A 16,030-nucleotide genomic window follows, 5' to 3' on the forward strand; every position below is an offset into this window, starting at 1 on the left:
ACGCTTTTTTCAACCTGACGACCTTTAAAATTTCAAACTGTCATCATCGTCTTCGCCAAACAGTTGATCCAGGTCCACTTCTCTGGGGTTGATTTTTTGCTGTTCCGTTTCATGCAGCTTATACAGCTGACTCAGACCTTTTAGCCGCGGCATGGATAATAATTGAGAATAAGCCACAGCCAAGGCATTACTTTGACTGAGCTTTTCCAGAGTCTCGCCGGGGAGTTTTTTTAAGCTCGCCTCGTCAATTTTGTACAGGCCTTTTACTGGCTTCTCAGTGTTCTCAGACGTTCTGGTCTGTATGGACCAAGGAGTGATGAGTTCGGCTTTATTCAAAGCGGTCACAGCCTGTTGAGTGGCTTGCCGGTTTTGTTCACATTGCTGCAAAAAGTCCACCACTTTTTGCATCGGCTCACTCAACTCCCCTTGCTCGGCGAATAAAGGTTGGCCTTTATCCCCTTTTTCTTCAGGCAGAAACAGCTTCGATTCTGTGTCCACGCACAAAATCGAATCGTTGGTCTCGGCTTTTAGCATTTTGAACGGATATCCGCGATACACGGAGGGTACATAAGGCACCCGCCACTTGCCTTGTGCATTCACAAACAAGTTCAAGTTTGGTTGCAGGCTTTGGACTGCCACTAGCTGAAACTCATCCTTGGGTGTTTTCACAAAGCCCATCGGATAAAAGGGCAGGGCATTGGCCATTTCCGCCATCAAAAGAGGGGCAGTTGTATCGTTTTTGGCAAACTGATAATCGGTATAGGGTTGCCAGCGAGCATCTTGATGAACGGTTTTTTGAATGGGTTTCCAAGTGGGCATAATTGCACTCTCAATCAAATAAATTAACTCAGAATTCTAACACAGAAGGAAGGGATTCAGGCCCGGACGAAAGTCTTTCCTGTCATTCCGATTCGTTCTTTTTGTCATGACGACCGTTCCCCTTTTGTCATGACGACCGGAGCGGAGGGATCTTCTTCAGGATAGCACTGTCGGCTGGAGGTCCTTCGGCTTCGCTCAGGACGACAGGGGGTTGTCATTCCGATTCGTTCTTTTTGTCATGACGACCGAAGCGGAGGCATCTTTAAAGGTGTTGACGGTTGATCGTGACGCATTTTAAGCCCCGAACAACATTTTGGCCGCGCTTTGTCCTTTGACAAACCGTTGATCACGCTCAGACCGGTGTTTGTTCAAACTCATCACCTGACCCACAGCCCCACCAAACTTGTTTAACCAGCTACTTTGAACAAAAGCTTCCATGTGTTTGTCATCCAAGCCCAATCGCTGCATCAAAGGCGGCAGATTTTCATTCATGTGCCCGGACTTATCCGGATGCACCGCACGGCCCAGAAAATCCACATACGCCATGTAACCCGTAGCCGAGCAAGGGATGGCGGGGTCTTCCAGACCAGACGCATCAAACGCCAGCAATGGTGCTGTGGGAATTTTCTCCAGCCGTTCCAGAAACGGTTGCGCAAATGCAGATTCTTTGTCAGACGTCTTTGTAACCAGGCCTGGTAGTTTTTCAGGTGCTGCCTCAAAATGATACACCCCCTGCAAACGTCGCTGCACAGAGGTAAAATCCGAATCCAACAACTCATGTGCGATATTGGCCCGCACCGGGTTCAAATCCACATACGCCATCGCCGCCAATACCGCCTGTTCATCCAACAATGCCTGAGACTTAAAGCGGCCTTCCCAAAACCGGCCCTTGACCTCATCTTCCTGATTGGCATAACGGGCAATCGACTCATTCAACACCCGCATATACCAAGACACATCCATCAAACGCTCACGGTAAATCTCAGCCTGTTCCTGTACTCGTTTTAATGACCCGGCGCTTAATGCTTTGGGATCAGCCAAATAATCCTGCACCAACTTGGGCGCTGCAAACAACTGGGTCCATTGAAGTAACACCTCATCCATTGACCAGCTTTCCGCTTTCACCTGATTGACCCGCACCACCAAATGATAATGGTTGCTCATTACCGCAAACGCCGCCACATCAATGGCAAACACCGATGCCAACTGCATCATCCGCTGTTCAATCCAGGGTTTGCGATGCTCGTATTTGAGGCATTGGAGACATCCAGCGCCAAAATGCTCAAATACATTGTCTCGATGTTGCTGCTCACCGGTGCTCGCAAGAATGAAGTCTTAACCACAAAGTGGGAAGATTTTGATTTGGAGCGGCGCATCTGGACCATCGAATTCACCAAGGCCGGTAAAACTCGGCATGTGCCATTATCCGATGGTGTCATCACCTTGTTAAGCCAGGTTCCAAAAATTGAAAACTGTGATTGGGTCTTTGCCAACCCTGACACCCAAAAACCTTACAAGCACATTTTTTACGCTTGGGATGTGGTCAGAAAGCGGGCAGGGCTGGAAGAGCTGCGCATCCATGACCTACGCCATTCGTTCGCTTCTTTTCTGGTCAATGGCGGTCGATCTTTGTATGAAGTGCAAAAGCTATTAGGTCACACCCAAATCAAAACCACACAGCGGTATGCGCATCTGTCGCACGACTCGTTATTGTCTGCGGCCAGCACCGCCATGAGTCATGTGCCCATGGCGCAATCGATGCCCAACAAAGCCGAGGCATTGCCGTTGGTTGAGGTCGATGGGTGAAATGGGTTGACTGCAAAGCGAAACAGAGTATAGTATTAATTAACAAACCCGCTACACGTCCTGTATTCGTATAGGGTTCTGCTTCGGCAGACGTGCAAAAAGCGGGTCTTTTATTTTCCCTCCTTCTTTTTTATGCCTCAGCAAAAACGTCACTTTCAAAAACAAGCGCTTACCCCAGAAAAACTGCTCAAAAAGTACGAGTCTAATGGTTTGATTGTGCCGGATGATCAAAGAGACCTAGCACTCAAATATTTTCGTTTTGTCGGTGCGTATCGGCTCAAAGGGTATATGTTTGACCATTTTGACGAAAGGACCAAGCAATTTACCCAGAATTATGAACTGGATGATCTCATCCAGCAATATGAGTTCGACAGAGAGTTAAGGCTGATTACGATTGATGCCATTGATCGCATCGAGGTCGCTGTCAGAGCCAGCATTTCAAATCATTTGAGCCTAAGCCATTCCCCGCATTGGTTTTTGGATAAAACCCTGTTCAAAAGCACACGCCACTGGGACTATGCCAAGCTGTGCAAAAAGCTGGAAGAGGAAGTGCGCAATGGACGAAAAAAGCGTTTTATTCAACACTATTACGACCATTATGAATTCCCGGAATATCCGCCCAGTTGGGCCATGAGTGAAATCATTTCATTCGGTTTCTGGTCAAAGACATACGCCATTTTAAAAAATCCCAATGATCGGAAAGCCATCTCTATGAAATTTGAGATTGACCAGCCAGAAGTTTTCAGGTCATGGGTCCATGCCTTATCCGTACTGAGAAATCACGCTGCCCACCACAGTCAAATCCTACGGACCCCGTTGCGCGTAAAACCCACCAACTACAAGCGCAAACAAATAAGGTTTCATAGACCCGATCAATTCGCTTCTATGGTCGTCATTATTAATTATTTTCTGGGTCAGATAGGGTTGAATGATGGCTGGGACAAGCAGCTTGAGAGACTGTTTGAGTCTTATCCAAAAGTTGATCGGGCTGACCTTGGATTGTAAAGCGCGCGTAACGATTCGCTTGGCGAATAAGTTCTACTTGGCTTGGTTGTCTTGATTAAGTCGCTCTTTGAGCTCATTCAATGGAATACTTAGATTATCAGCCACCTCTTTGTCAGACAGACCAAATTCTTTGATCATTTTTAAGGCTACCTCCAGTTTTCCTTCTTCAGCAGCAATACGCTCAACCGATGTGATATAAGCCATCAAATAAACCTTGGTTAATCAGAGTTTTTGTCTTGGTTGAGACGCTCTTTGAGTTCCTTCAAAGGCAGCTGGTATTTTTCGGCCACATCTTTTACAGACAGGTTTAAATCTTTGACCATTTGAATAGCCAACTCTAGCTTACCTTCAAGCTTACCCTCTTGAGTGGCAATACGTTCAACCGATGTGACATAAGCCATATGCATTTCCTCTTCAATTTGGTCGATGGTGTTTTTAAACTCAATCTCTAAATTATCCGGCAAACGAATCATCCAGTCAATGAACTTAAATAATTCAATGACTTGCTCCCGGCTGTAGCCGCGCTCATAAAGCAGACGGATCAGACGCGTTTTGGCATCCAGCCTTTGTTTGGGCTCTTTTAAAAGCTTGGCGTGGAGCTGGGCTGCCACAATCAGGGCAAACACGTTCTCACTGGCGAGCAGGGCATCCAGCTTGTTTTGCCAGTCCAGTAGTTTGGCGGTTGGGAATTCAAACAGAATACGGCAGCCACCCATTTCAAATGCATAGCGACTGGGACGAAAGCTCGGGTTGGTGTCACTCAACACCGCCAGACTGATCACATCCCTGTCGTACTTGTCACGAATGCGGTAATTGTATTGAAACATCCGTTGGGCAAACGCACGTTCCGGCTCGCCTTGCACTTCCACATGAATCAAGACCCAAGTCGTCTGGCCGTCTTTTAAATGCACTTGCACCAGCTTGTCAGCATAGGTGCGTCCGTTTTCAGACGTGGGCAGAATCTGCTGGAGTTCCTTGTCCAGAAAATCGATGGGTTTTGACCAGTCAATCAACTGGTGGACTTTTGGGAACAGTAGATCCAAAAACTCAGGAAAGCGGGCTTCTAAGGCTTCTTTCCAAGGGCTGTCGTGGTCTTGCTGAGCCTGTGAGCGATATTCGGAGTTGTCCATCATCTGGGTTCTTTTTGGTGGTCTGCGAACTTGGCAAATAATGGAAGATTGTAGCACGTAAAGTTATGCCTGAAAGTGGTCAAAAAAAGTGAGGTGACCATGTGAACCAGTGCATTCATGATCTGCGGCAAATACAGTCATGAATTGCGTGCCCAGGGGCCAATCCATGCTGAAAGAGTGGAATCATTGCCGTGGTTTAAGTGGGATGCCTGATTTTGACATTCGCGGCGTAAAAGAGTATGATTTTTAGGTTATTTCTGTATCAAAACTTTGGTGGCTGTAAAAGGCCTGAGATAAAAAAGAACCATTATGAATATGCACTCCATTTTGAACGCTTTCCGTTTACCGAGACCACTTTCTGTGGAGCAGGAGCGGGCTGAAACGCAAGCTGTCGAGAAAAAGATTGTGTCACGTTTAGCTCGTGGCAATGTATCTCTTCAGTCGGGCCGTTATTTAACTCGAGAAGAGTTATCATTGCGGGCTCAGAAAATTGCTCAGCATAAGTTTATCTGAACCTTTGACTATGACTCAGCACCATGAACGGCTTGAAGAACTTGCAACTCTTTTTGAGCAAGCTGAAAAACAAGTCAAAAAGGCCGAAGATGTCAATGGCAACATTATTGTTCCTTCGATCAATGAGCTAAGATACTTTGGCTATCACATTATTAAAGCGCTTCTCGCTGAAGATGATCAAGCCACTTTGGTCAAAGAGATTGAAAAAGCTGAAGGACATGCCAAACGCGCCATATACGATGCTTCTGAAGCGTTGATCATCTTTTACTTAGAAAAAGCTGAGCTTTTTCAGCAGCGCCATTCAAACAATGCTTCCACTATTGATGTTCTGCCCGATTATGTTGAGTGTTTAGAGCAACTCGAAAGTATCAACGAAAGCATTGGCCGCATAAGGCGCGATGGAAGTGCTTATAAGAATCGGGATCAATACTACGAGCAGACCCTTCCTTTTATCGAGCAGCTAAGCAAAATCATATTCAAATTTGATAAGGCCAATCCCATCATTATAAAAAAAGAGCGTGAAAAAACCACTGGTTTTATTCTTAAGGTTATGACTTTGATTGCCACCGTATTTGGCGCAATTGCTGCGATTGTTGCGCTTAGCTAGTTGCAGGAGTGTATTAAAACACACAAGATCAATTTAATATTTCCCATACATCCTCAACAGGTTTTACACCGTATCTTGACTGAATGAAATCAAGGTCGTTTACTGCAACGTTAATCTGGTCGTAATGCTTGGAGAGTTCAGCCATTTCAAATTCTCGCTGACATTCACTGACGTGATTGAGGGGCATATGTAATAATTCACTGTATTGATTGCATGCTTCGAGAGCATTTAGTGAAAGATGTATTTTTAAGTAGTCAATTTTAGCTAAAAGGGAGATGGAAATCGGCTCGCACCTTAAGCAATGATTACGTAAAGCTTGATAAATTTCTTGGTCTTGCTGATCATGAAAAATATTTGGTTCACAAATCATTATGCCTCTCCTTTTTTATCGTTTTTTTTGTCGGCTGTTTTTGTTGTCTTGGAGTTGGGAAGATATTTTTTCTGGAAATAGGAAGATTTGCCGGACGCCGTGATGAACTTCTTTTTTGAGTCGTCTGATGAGAATTCCTCCAGCCGAACAAACATCTGTTGGTCTTCGATGTAAGTGACGCCTAGTTCTTCCAGAAGTCCTTTCTCTGCAATCGCCTTTGCTTTTAACCGGCTTTTGACTTTCCGTAAATTTGTGCTGCTCATCTTTATGTGCTCAGGAAAGATCGTGTTTAGTACTTGGCACAAAGTGTGTCGATTGCCAGATTTGTGCGTTAAAACGAAACAGGCTGCTGCGTGCAGAGGACCGTCTTTGATCTTGTGGAGGTTCTGAACCGCCGTTTCTGTACCCATCACGTTGATGTCATCGCGAATGAAGTCAACAAATTCTCGGCTAAGGCGTATCAGAGAATAAAAACGACGGTCATTATCAAAGTTTTGTGCTTTAAATGATGTTGTCCTCTGCATCGGATGATGAATAGGCTTTGCGGGGATGTCAGGTAAATCTCTGTAATAGTCAAATCTCTCAAAAATAGAAAAAGTCTGACTGTCCGTGCCTGAGTGCTTGTTGTTTGAACGAGGCTTGCTATGTAAATATTCAATTTGAACATTCACCATTTCGATAAAACGTTCCTCAAACCATTCCAAAGATTTGATGTGTCCATGCTTGCTTTTTGAATAGGCTTTTGCAATTTTCTTGATATCGAAAACCACATCAAGATTTCCAGTGGTTGAGTCAAAATGATGCAAACGGTTGTTTTTAAATAAAAGGTAAAACAAGCGTCGATGTATCTGACAAATCTTTCCTGTGATTTTGACTATGCCCCACGGTGTATGACTTTCCCACTGTTGCGTCGAAGCGGGTATACGTGTGTTGGGTAAAAAAATTGCTGTCCTCGGAACGTGTCAACCTGTTTTGCACCAGTTCTTTATGTTGTGGTCCAATAATTTCGGACACTCTTGTAAGATAATGTTTATCAAACGCAGGAGTGAAGCCAATGGAGAACAAAAAGCCAACTCGCAATCGTTATACCGACGAGTTTCGTAAAGAAGCCGTTGCATTAGTCACAGAGCAAGGATACAGCGTAAAAGAAGCAGCCCAGTCGCTGGGATTGTCAGAACAGTTGCTATATCGCTGGAAACGTAAACTGACGCAACCTGAACCAGGCTTGGATGACAAAGAACGAGAAGAGCTCAAACAGCTACGCAAAGAAAATAAACGCCTTAAGATGGAGCAGGAAATCCTAAAAAAGGCCAGCGCTTTCTTCGCCAAAGACATGCTTTGAGATACCGGTTCATCCGCGAGGAAAGCCAGAACTACCCTGTCAAAGTGCTGTGCAGGGTGATGAGAGTGAGCCGGAGTGGTTATTACCACTGGTGCCAATACGGAGAAACCAACCTCATCCGTTTTGAGCGCATTCAGCTCATTGCAGCGATGAAACAACTGTTTAAGGAGTCCCGGCAGAGCCTGGGCTCACGGGGTCTCAAAAAGGCCCTGAAAAAGTATTATGAGATCAACGTTAGCCGAGGCACCGTCATCAAACTGATGAGAGAGCATGGCCTGGTCTGCCAGCAGCGTCGGGCGCATAAAGTCACGACCAACAGCAAGCACAGCAATACCATTGCCGACAATCTGCTGGATCAGGCCTTTGACGTGCCAGAACCTGATACAGCTTGGGCCGGCGACATAACGTATTTGCGTACCCGAGAAGGCTGGCTTTACCTGGCGGTGGTGATCGATCTTTATTCAAGAAGAGTGATCGGTTACGCCATGGACAAGCAAATGACCCAGGAACTTGTGATCAAGGCGCTGAAACAGGCAGCGGTGCTGCGAAAGCCCAAACATGACCAATGCCTGTTTCACTCGGATCGTGGAAGCCAGTACAGCTCAAAAGCGTTTCGAAAAGTGCTTGAGCGATACGGCATTCAAAGCTCAATGAGTGGCAAGGGGGCCTGTTGGGATAATGCCGTTGTAGAACGCTTCTTCGGCAGTCTCAAGCATGAATGGTTGAACAATGTGATTCACATTGAGCGCCAACACATGAAATCAGACGTTGATGGTTATATCCGTTATTACAACCATCGGCGACTGCATTCCACCTTGGGTGATATGAGCCCGGTGGAGTATGAACTCAGCGGCGGTGTCGCTGAGGATAATTTAACGGAAAAAGTGTCCGATTTTGGTTGACCGGAACAGGCTATTGAAAAAAACCACTTCTTAATCATAGCTAGTTTCCTTGCTTAAACTTTGTTTTAAAGAGGGAGTTCCACAGCAAAATAATATACGTAATTATGGCGATAAGTCAACGGTCTTTGTATTTTCGAAAGGTTTTTCTCAGTTGTGAAGGAGGTTCTGCCAATACCCCACGACAATAAAATGCATTTTATTCGTCTGGTGTATTCGACAACCAACGGGCGTCAGCAACCCCCATCCCTGGCCAGGAAAACAAACAACCACCCAACCAAAAGCCCCACACAACAGGAAAAACTCAATGGAAGGTCAAGAAACATGGGTGTCCTTTTTCTTAGCTTTTTGGCGTAGATTGATGTTTTTGTTATGCCGACCGAAGTGGAGGCATCTTTAAAGGTGTTGACGGTTGATCGTGACGCATTTTAAGCCCCGAACAACCTTTTGGCCGCACTTTGTCCTTTGACAAACCGTTGATCACGCTCAGATCGGTGTTTGTTCAAACTCATCACCTGACCCACAGCGCCACCAAACTTGTTCAACCAGCTACTTTGAACAAAAGCTTCCATGTGTTTGTCATCCAAGCCCAATCGCTGCATCAAAGGCGGCAGATTTTCATTCATGTGCCCGGACTTATCCGGATGCACCGCACGGCCCAGAAAATCCACATACGCCATGTAATCCGTAGCCGAGCAAGGGATGGCGGAGTCTTCCAGGCCAGATGCATCAAACGCCAGCAATGATGCAGTGGGAATTTTCTCCAGCCGTTCCAGAAACGGTTGCGCAAATGCAGATTCTTTGTCAGACGTCTTTGTAACCAGGCCTGGTAGTTTTTCAGGTGCTGCCTCAAAATGATACACACCCTGTAAACGACGCTGCACCGACGTAAAATCCGAATCCAACAACTCACGAGCGATATTGGCCCGCACCGGGTTCAAATCCACATACGCCATCGCCGCCAATACCGCCTGTTCATCCAACAATGCCTGAGACTTAAAGCGGCCCTCCCAGAACCGGCCCTTGACCTCATCCTCCTGATTGGCATAACGGGCAATCGACTCATTCAACACCCGCATATACCAGGAAATGTCCATCAACCGCTCACGGTAAATCTCAGCCTGTTCCTGTACTCGGTTTAATGACCCGGCGCTTAATGCTTTGGGATCAGCCAAATAATCCTGCACCAACTTGGGCGCTGCAAACAACTGGGTCCATTGAAGTAACACCTCATCCATTGACCAGCTTTCCGCTTTCACCTGATTGACCCGCACCACCAGATGATAATGATTGCTCATCACCGCAAATGCCGCCACATCAATGGCAAAGACCGATGCCAGCTGCATCATACGCTGCTCAATCCAGGGTTTGCGATGTTCATAGTTACGCCCGGAAATAGAATCCACGCCACACAAAAACGCCCGACGGACACAGCGATTGACCAGATGATACCAAGGGGTTTCAGAAAGATTGATTTGAGAATCACGGGCACGAGTCATAATGAGGGCTCCGAAATAAGATTAAGTTAAATGCAGTATAGAAAAAGAGCGGTGGGAATGCAAAGAAACATGGGTGTCCTTTTTCTATTTCAGAAAGATTGATTTGCGAATCACGGGCACGAGTCATAATGAGGACTCCGAAATAAGATTAAGTGAAATACAGTATAGAAAAAGAGCAGAGGGAATGCAAAGAAACATGGGTGTCCTTTTTCTTGTGATTGACCCGCACCACCAAATGATAATGGTTGCTCATCACCGCAAACGCCGCCACATCAATGGCAAACACCGATGCCAACTGCATCATCCGCTGTTCAATCCAGGGTTTGCGATGCTCGTAATTGCGCCCGGAAATGGCATCCGTGCCACACAAAAACGCCCGACGGACACAGCGATTGACCAAGTGATACCAAGGGGTTTCAGAAAGATTGATTTGAGAATCACGGGCACGGGTCATAATGAGGACTCCGAAATAAGATTAAGTGAAATACAGTATAGAAAAAGAGCAGAGGGAATGCAAAGAAACATGGGTGTCCTTTTTCTACCAGAATGCGGCCTTGTCGGTTGGGTTGGGTACGGTGGTTGATGTCATGTCATTACTCCTGTTGTTGTGACAGGTGCAAAAGGATGACAGTTGTTGTGGAAGGAGGGAAGTATGCGCTGGACCGGAGGCTTACATTTCAAAGTCCCCTTACAGAAAAACCCCGCTGGGCGAACCATACGGGGTTAAAGTGCTTTAACCTATCCGGAGATAGGCATCCTTACCTTGGGGTAGGGATTAGGCGAAGGTGAAGTCAGCATTGTTCAGTTCAGCTGTGGTCACACCTGTTAGATAGATTGTGCCGTCAAATCCATCTGATGTGATTGCAACATCATCACTTGTACTATCAGCATCCCAGTCACCATCGGTGAATGTTAGATCATCAGTGGATGTTAATGAGGTGAACGCTGACAAGTCTACATTGTCATCGGTAATGTTACCACCTGCTTCAAAACCTGTGATCAAGATATCATCATTTAGGCTATCTGCAGTGAACCGAACAATGTCATTCTGACTTGCGGTTAAAGCAATTGCTGAAACAGCATCATCAGCAGAAACATTATCAGTGGTGTCAATGTTGTCTCCATTTACACCATCTGCAATTTCTCCAACAATGTAAGTTGCGCCTGCCCCTGAATCTGCAAGGTCAAACCCACCTGTCATTGAAGAAAGGTCAATGGTGGCAACATCACCTGCATTAGCAAATGCTGAGATCACAAGCCCATCTTCACCGGTAACGTTCAATGTTTCCGTTCCAGTGATGTCAAAAGAGCTGATAGTAGTCACAGCAGTTGCATCATCATCTGTAACTGTCAGGTTGATGGTTTCAGCACTGTTAGTTGTAACAGCGTCGTATGTTGCTGTTGCACCATCAGCTTCAGAGACGATGTTCAGAACGTCTGAAGCTGTGGATGAAGACAAGTTCAAGTCAAGGTTAGCATCAGTATTGGTGGTTTCTGTAAAGTCACCCTTGATTGTCACAGTGCTACCTGAAGTAATGTTATCGACTATCAGGGTTTCTGCGCCAGAACCAGCACCAGCAGATACTGTAGCATTATCAACAACATAATTTACATTGCCGGACACATTATCAGCGTCAAAAGTTGATGTCTGAGCATTAGTAGCGGTTGCTGTAATATTAATGGTTGAAACATTAGAAATGTTAGCTGATGTAACAGTAGCCGCATCTTCAACAGTTACTTCAACCGTATCGTCGCCTTCTCCACCATCAACAGTGTCATTAGCATCCATTTCTCCAGCTACAAAGATGAAAGAATCATCTTCTGCTGTACCGGTAACAGTTTGATCTGCGTTGCCAAGGTTCAAGATAACGCCTGCAGTGTTAGTAGAGGCATTGATCGTATCAGAGGTCAATGGTGTTGTTGCAAATTCTACAACTGCATCACCGCCAATGTTCAAGGTTTGTTCCGCAGTGCCAGTCGTTGAGGTTGTCAAATCAATCTCAACCTTGTTGTTGGCATCTTCTGTCGCTGTACCGTCGATGTTCAATGTTTCAATATTATCCAAGGTTAAGGCTGCAGTGATGCGATCATCGTCTGAAGCAGAGTCATCGCCTTCGTCTTGGTTTTGAACCGTGACAGTTATAGAGTCAGATTCACCAGTATCATCGGCCAGAGTTGCGGTAAAGTCAGCTGAATTACTTGAATCATCAGTAGCATCATCTGTAGCAGTAACTGTGAATGTTTCATCAGAGACATTTGTAGCTGTGAAATCGTTACCATCATCAGTAACCAATACAGCGTTTACAGCGATATTGTCCAAATCAACTGAGTCTCCTGAAGCGCCTGTTGTTACAGACAAGGTTTCGAAGTTTAGAAGATCTTCTGTACGGTCAGCTCCAATCACTGCTCCACCAGCACCCGTTACAGCCAAGGTATCCTCACCTTCACCTGCATCAATCGAGTCATCAGTTGACAAGGTTGTTCCCAAGTCAACGGTATCATCGCCAGCACCTGTTGAGATAGTATCTTCACCAGCTCCAGATACAGTGATGGAATCATTACCAGATCCAGAAGTCACTGTTTTGTCAGAAGCCATGTCCATGTCAACTGTCAGACCGCCGGTAAAGTCGGCTGCAGAGATTGTTGTAACTTCTTCGTTAACAGTAAGATCCAAGTCTTGATCGCCAGCAACATTAACCGTAGTAAATGCGTTAACGTCAGCACCTTGTCCGGCGATGTCTGAGGTATCATCATCAATATCAAAGTAGGACGCACCACCTGAAGTGGTTACAGACAGAGTTTCAGCAGTTTGTGATTGGAACTGTGCAGTATCGCCTTCAATGCCCGCAGTATCCAAAGCGACGTTAACTGTATCAGTCGCTGAAACACCTGAAATCTCAACTGCAAGCGCAGCTTCAGTGTCTGACATACCAAATGTTGTGGTATTAACAGCATTTTCAAGCGTCAAGTCACCCGCTGAGCGATTAGACCAAGCCTGCTCTAGGCCTGATGCATCACCTAAGTCGATCGCAGTCCCATCAAGTGCACGCAGTTGCAAGATCTCAAGATCTGAAGAAGTCACAGGAGCGCCATCGTCATTAGCGTTATCGACTGTAGCTCGCAGAGTATCTATGCCTCCGCCTGCTTGAACGATAGCCCCATCGATTGTTCCACGAGTACCGATGAACAAATCGTCACCAGCTGTGCCTTCATTGATACCTGTAGTCAACGTGAAAGTTTCACCTGGGTTCTCAGGGCGATCAGCCTGCACAGAGTTTTTCGCAGAGGTAACAGTTGCCGCATTATCGGTCACGGTGTTGATGTAGTTCTTGAACTGGTCCAGGTTGTCACCGGCTTCCGTAATGTTGTCGGCTGTGTAATTGGACACTTCCACACGGTTGTTGAACTGGGCTTTCGCCGCATCACCGTCTTCAACGCCTTCCACAGCACTGATCAAGCTGGCCACGATTTCGCCTTTTGAAGTGCCTCCGTTCAGCGCCGCTGTCCAGAAATCCACGCCTTCCGGATCTTCTGCATAGGTTTTGCCAAAGGTGTTCTCGTAGATGAACTCGATGAATGCCTGGTTGTCATTCAGAGTGTCGCCAAAGTATTCGATGGCAGGATCAGTCGCCAGCATTGCTGCGGCTGCGCTTTCCATGGAGTCTTCTGCCTGCCAGAATTGGTTGCCGTTACCCTCTGAGGCGCGACCAAAAATACTGACATAGAGTTCAGAGACTTGAGTTTGTGTTAAAGCCATTTAACTTTCTCCTGTTTGCTTAAACATGGACTTACAATATTGTTTTAAGTCGATTCGTATTTTAACACCCAGTTGGGCGCGGTCAACTTAAAATTTTTCAATTCAAAACAACCTTTGTTCTGTTGCAATTTTGCAACAGTGTGCGAGTTTGTCAAGAGAGAATCCCGGTTGGTTGCTTGAATGGAGGTTCAGACGCCTCACATCGGGTGTGCATCCTAATGTAAAACCAATGATATACCTTGTCGAATAAGTGTCAATACTTTTTGACGAAAGTTTTATTAAATGCATTTTCCGGGGTTCAAGCATTTTTTATGGGGTTGGTCGGGTTCTGAGACTCTGGAAGCCGCGGTAATGGATTCGGTAGCGGTCGAGAGTGGTTTGCATTCGTGCGAGGAGGGTGGAAAGGAGCAGGGCCATGACCAGGCCTGCCCACCAGGCACCGGGACTGGTCAAGGGCAGGAACTGGCCGGTTGCGTAGAAGCAGACAAAGTGGCTGAGAAACAGTGGGTAGGCGAGGTTGCCCAGGAAACGGTCGGTCTTGAGTCGGTTGGGCGGTTGTGTGTGCTGCCAGCGTCGATTGGTGGCTTTTTTCAGAAACGGGTGCAGCAGGGGCAGAAGAAGGGCTGCGATCCAGACTTCCTGTTGCCAGGCGACCTGACCCCATGTGGCGACCGGGCCAAAGCCGATCCAGGCGGCCAGCCAGATAGCCAGCCACAGGAATAGCAAACGGTTTTTTGTGATGGTGGGCCGGGTGGACTGGGTGGTATTTGCCAACAGGTGGCCAAAGAGGAAAAACAGCAGCACCCCGGGAAGATAACGGTAACCCAGACTGTCGGCGGGCCAGTGTGTCCAGCCGCTGACGCTAATGAGCTGCAGCAGGAAAGAGATGCTGAAAATCGCGATCAGTGCCGGTTGGGGCAGCAGAAAGAGCAATGGCAACAGCAAGTAATAGTGAAATTCGGTGGCCAGGGACCAGGCAGGCGGAATAATGGGGTGTGGCAAAACGGACTGGAGAGTGAAAGGGTCAAAGACATAATTGACCGGAAGCAGGGCCAGATTGAAAAAAAGTCGGTCAAGCTCCCAGGGTTGGTTGAGGACTTGGAGTCCGGCCACGGGTTGGCCCAGGTTGACGATGGCGAAACTGCTTAACACCAGAATGAGGTAGATGGGCAGCAGCTTGAAGGCCCGGTCAATATAGAAGGCACGCAAGGGGGTGGCGCTGCGTTGCTGAAAACGCTGGTAGCTTTTGTGCATGAGGTAGCCGCTGATGGTGTAGAAACCGATGACGGCCATGACGCCGATGTTGAATTTGAGTTGCGCACCGGGGTAATGAGAGAGCATGACCGCGAGCGCCAGAAAAAAACGGATGTGTCCCAGCATGGTGATTCAGGTGGTTTCAGTCTGGTTGAGCATCCACTTCAGGGTGTCGTGGATGCGGTGTTGGGTCAGGGGGGCATCGATGAGTGTTTCGAGCCGACTGGGATCACCGGTTAAAACGGGCAGGTCGTTTTTGCGTTGCAGTGCCGGGTCGGTCTGAATGCGAATGCGGTAGCCGGACAGAGCGTTGAGGTGTTCGATGATGTCGTGCAGTTGTATGGCGTTGCCGCTGGCCAGGTTGTAGTGGGTGTGAGGCAGTGCCGGGGCTTCCAGCAGGGCCTGGTACCAGCGGCACACGTCGCGGATGTCGTTGAATTCGCGTGCCACCTGGGTGTTGCCCAGAGCGATTTCGCTCTGGTGGGTTTGAAAATGGGCCACCATTTTGGGGATCAGGAAGTGCTCTGCCTGACCGGGGCCTGTGTAGTTGAAGGGCCGGGTGAATACGATGGGCAGTCGGGACTGATGGCTTGCGCCCAATTGTTCCATGGCGAGCTTGCTGATGCCATAGTGGCCAGCCGGTTTGGGGCAGAGGGTTTCGCTGAGCTGTGCCAGGCCCTGATGGCCGTAGACGGTGGCGCTGCTGGCCAGAAGGACGCGTTTGGGACGCGGGATCAGGGTGAGGGCGTTGAGCAGGTTTTCGGTGGCGATGACATTGTGGCGATAATAGCCCAAAGTGTCTGCTTCGGCGGCGAAGGCGCGCCCGGCCAGATGGATGACCGCTTGGGGCTGAAGGTCCTGGATGATGGCGCGGGTGGTCTCGGCGTCGGTCAGGTCGCAGGCATGAAGCGAGGGTTGTGTGGGTCTGTGCGTCCGTGTCAGACCGGAAACCTGATGCCCGGCGTTGGTGAGATGGGGCATCAGGTGTTGGCCGGTAAAGCCGCCCGCCCCTGTGATCAGCACGCGCAT

16 protein-coding genes are annotated in these 16,030 nt (G+C 47.5%); 5 read left to right on the forward strand and 11 right to left on the reverse strand.

All coding sequences use genetic code 11. From position 1 onward, the window contains the following. Positions 1–24: 24 nt before the first annotated feature. Both A377_RS12015 and A377_RS12020 read right to left on the reverse strand, forming a co-directional pair. Positions 25–819 (reverse strand): SapC family protein, encoded by a 795-nt coding sequence (locus A377_RS12015; RefSeq protein ID WP_019895283.1) that lies wholly within the window; start codon positions 817–819, stop codon positions 25–27. A gap of 294 nt (positions 820–1,113) precedes the next feature. Continuing rightward, positions 1,114–2,034: a hypothetical protein gene (locus A377_RS12020; protein ID WP_019895284.1), complete on the reverse strand. Its 921-nt coding sequence runs from the start codon at positions 2,032–2,034 to the stop codon at positions 1,114–1,116. 24 nt (positions 2,035–2,058) lie between these two features. Here A377_RS12020 and A377_RS0105840 point away from each other — a divergent pair, with 24 nt between their 5' ends. Then, complete coding sequence (locus A377_RS0105840; protein WP_019895285.1) at positions 2,059–2,625, forward strand: site-specific integrase; 567 nt, start codon at positions 2,059–2,061, stop codon at positions 2,623–2,625. Between the two features lie 132 nt (positions 2,626–2,757). Beyond that, positions 2,758–3,630: an Abi family protein gene (locus tag A377_RS12025; RefSeq protein WP_019895286.1), complete on the forward strand. Its 873-nt coding sequence runs from the start codon at positions 2,758–2,760 to the stop codon at positions 3,628–3,630. A 33-nt stretch (positions 3,631–3,663) separates the two neighbouring features. Here A377_RS12025 and A377_RS13105 read toward each other — a convergent pair whose 3' ends face one another. Next, complete coding sequence (locus A377_RS13105; RefSeq protein ID WP_019895287.1) at positions 3,664–3,834, reverse strand: hypothetical protein; 171 nt, start codon at positions 3,832–3,834, stop codon at positions 3,664–3,666. A gap of 14 nt (positions 3,835–3,848) precedes the next feature. Then, positions 3,849–4,763: an RpnC/YadD family protein gene (locus A377_RS0105855; protein WP_019895288.1), complete on the reverse strand. Its 915-nt coding sequence runs from the start codon at positions 4,761–4,763 to the stop codon at positions 3,849–3,851. Between the two features lie 306 nt (positions 4,764–5,069). On the opposite strand from A377_RS0105855, the gene A377_RS0105860 reads away from it, so the two are divergent. Both A377_RS0105860 and A377_RS0105865 read left to right on the forward strand, forming a co-directional pair. Continuing rightward, a complete protein-coding gene (locus A377_RS0105860; RefSeq protein WP_019895289.1) occupies positions 5,070–5,273 on the forward strand; it encodes a hypothetical protein in 204 nt (67 codons plus the stop codon). A 10-nt stretch (positions 5,274–5,283) separates the two neighbouring features. After that, positions 5,284–5,880: a hypothetical protein gene (locus tag A377_RS0105865; RefSeq protein ID WP_019895290.1), complete on the forward strand. Its 597-nt coding sequence runs from the start codon at positions 5,284–5,286 to the stop codon at positions 5,878–5,880. Positions 5,881–5,908: 28 nt separating this feature from the next. Here the strand turns inward: A377_RS0105865 and A377_RS0105870 are convergent, their stop codons facing one another. After that, on the reverse strand, positions 5,909–6,250 hold the full coding sequence (locus tag A377_RS0105870; protein WP_019895291.1) for a hypothetical protein: 342 nt from the start codon (positions 6,248–6,250) through the stop codon (positions 5,909–5,911). Continuing rightward, positions 6,250–7,056, reverse strand: a complete 807-nt coding sequence (locus tag A377_RS0105875) for a hypothetical protein (RefSeq protein ID WP_157760768.1) — start codon at positions 7,054–7,056, stop codon at positions 6,250–6,252. The genes A377_RS0105870 and A377_RS0105875 overlap by 1 nt, the downstream gene beginning before the upstream one ends. A 248-nt stretch (positions 7,057–7,304) precedes the next feature. On the opposite strand from A377_RS0105875, the gene A377_RS0105885 reads away from it, so the two are divergent. Next, positions 7,305–8,494, forward strand: a protein-coding gene (locus A377_RS0105885) for an IS3 family transposase (protein ID WP_096777468.1) whose coding sequence is annotated in 2 segments (ribosomal slippage) — positions 7,305–7,551 and positions 7,551–8,494 — 1,191 coding nt in all. Because the reading frame shifts where the segments join, the coding sequence is not laid out codon by codon here. Between the two features lie 425 nt (positions 8,495–8,919). Here the strand turns inward: A377_RS0105885 and A377_RS0105890 are convergent. The 5 genes from A377_RS0105890 to A377_RS0105910 form a co-directional block, all read right to left on the reverse strand. Beyond that, complete coding sequence (locus A377_RS0105890) at positions 8,920–9,990, reverse strand: transposase (RefSeq protein ID WP_028485308.1); 1,071 nt, start codon at positions 9,988–9,990, stop codon at positions 8,920–8,922. A gap of 148 nt (positions 9,991–10,138) precedes the next feature. After that, positions 10,139–10,444 (reverse strand): transposase, encoded by a 306-nt coding sequence (locus A377_RS13265; protein ID WP_019895298.1) that lies wholly within the window; start codon positions 10,442–10,444, stop codon positions 10,139–10,141. A 321-nt stretch (positions 10,445–10,765) separates the two neighbouring features. Continuing rightward, the gene (locus A377_RS0105900; protein WP_019895299.1) at positions 10,766–13,747 is read right to left on the reverse strand and encodes a beta strand repeat-containing protein; all 2,982 of its coding nucleotides are present in this window, start codon (positions 13,745–13,747) and stop codon (positions 10,766–10,768) included. A gap of 309 nt (positions 13,748–14,056) precedes the next feature. After that, positions 14,057–15,127 (reverse strand): acyltransferase family protein, encoded by a 1,071-nt coding sequence (locus A377_RS0105905; RefSeq protein WP_019895300.1) that lies wholly within the window; start codon positions 15,125–15,127, stop codon positions 14,057–14,059. A 6-nt stretch (positions 15,128–15,133) separates the two neighbouring features. Beyond that, positions 15,134–16,030, reverse strand: a complete 897-nt coding sequence (locus A377_RS0105910) for an NAD-dependent epimerase/dehydratase family protein (protein WP_019895301.1) — start codon at positions 16,028–16,030, stop codon at positions 15,134–15,136.

It is taken from the genome of Hydrogenovibrio halophilus DSM 15072 (assembly GCF_000384235.1).
GTDB classification, from domain to species: domain Bacteria; phylum Pseudomonadota; class Gammaproteobacteria; order Thiomicrospirales; family Thiomicrospiraceae; genus Hydrogenovibrio; species Hydrogenovibrio halophilus.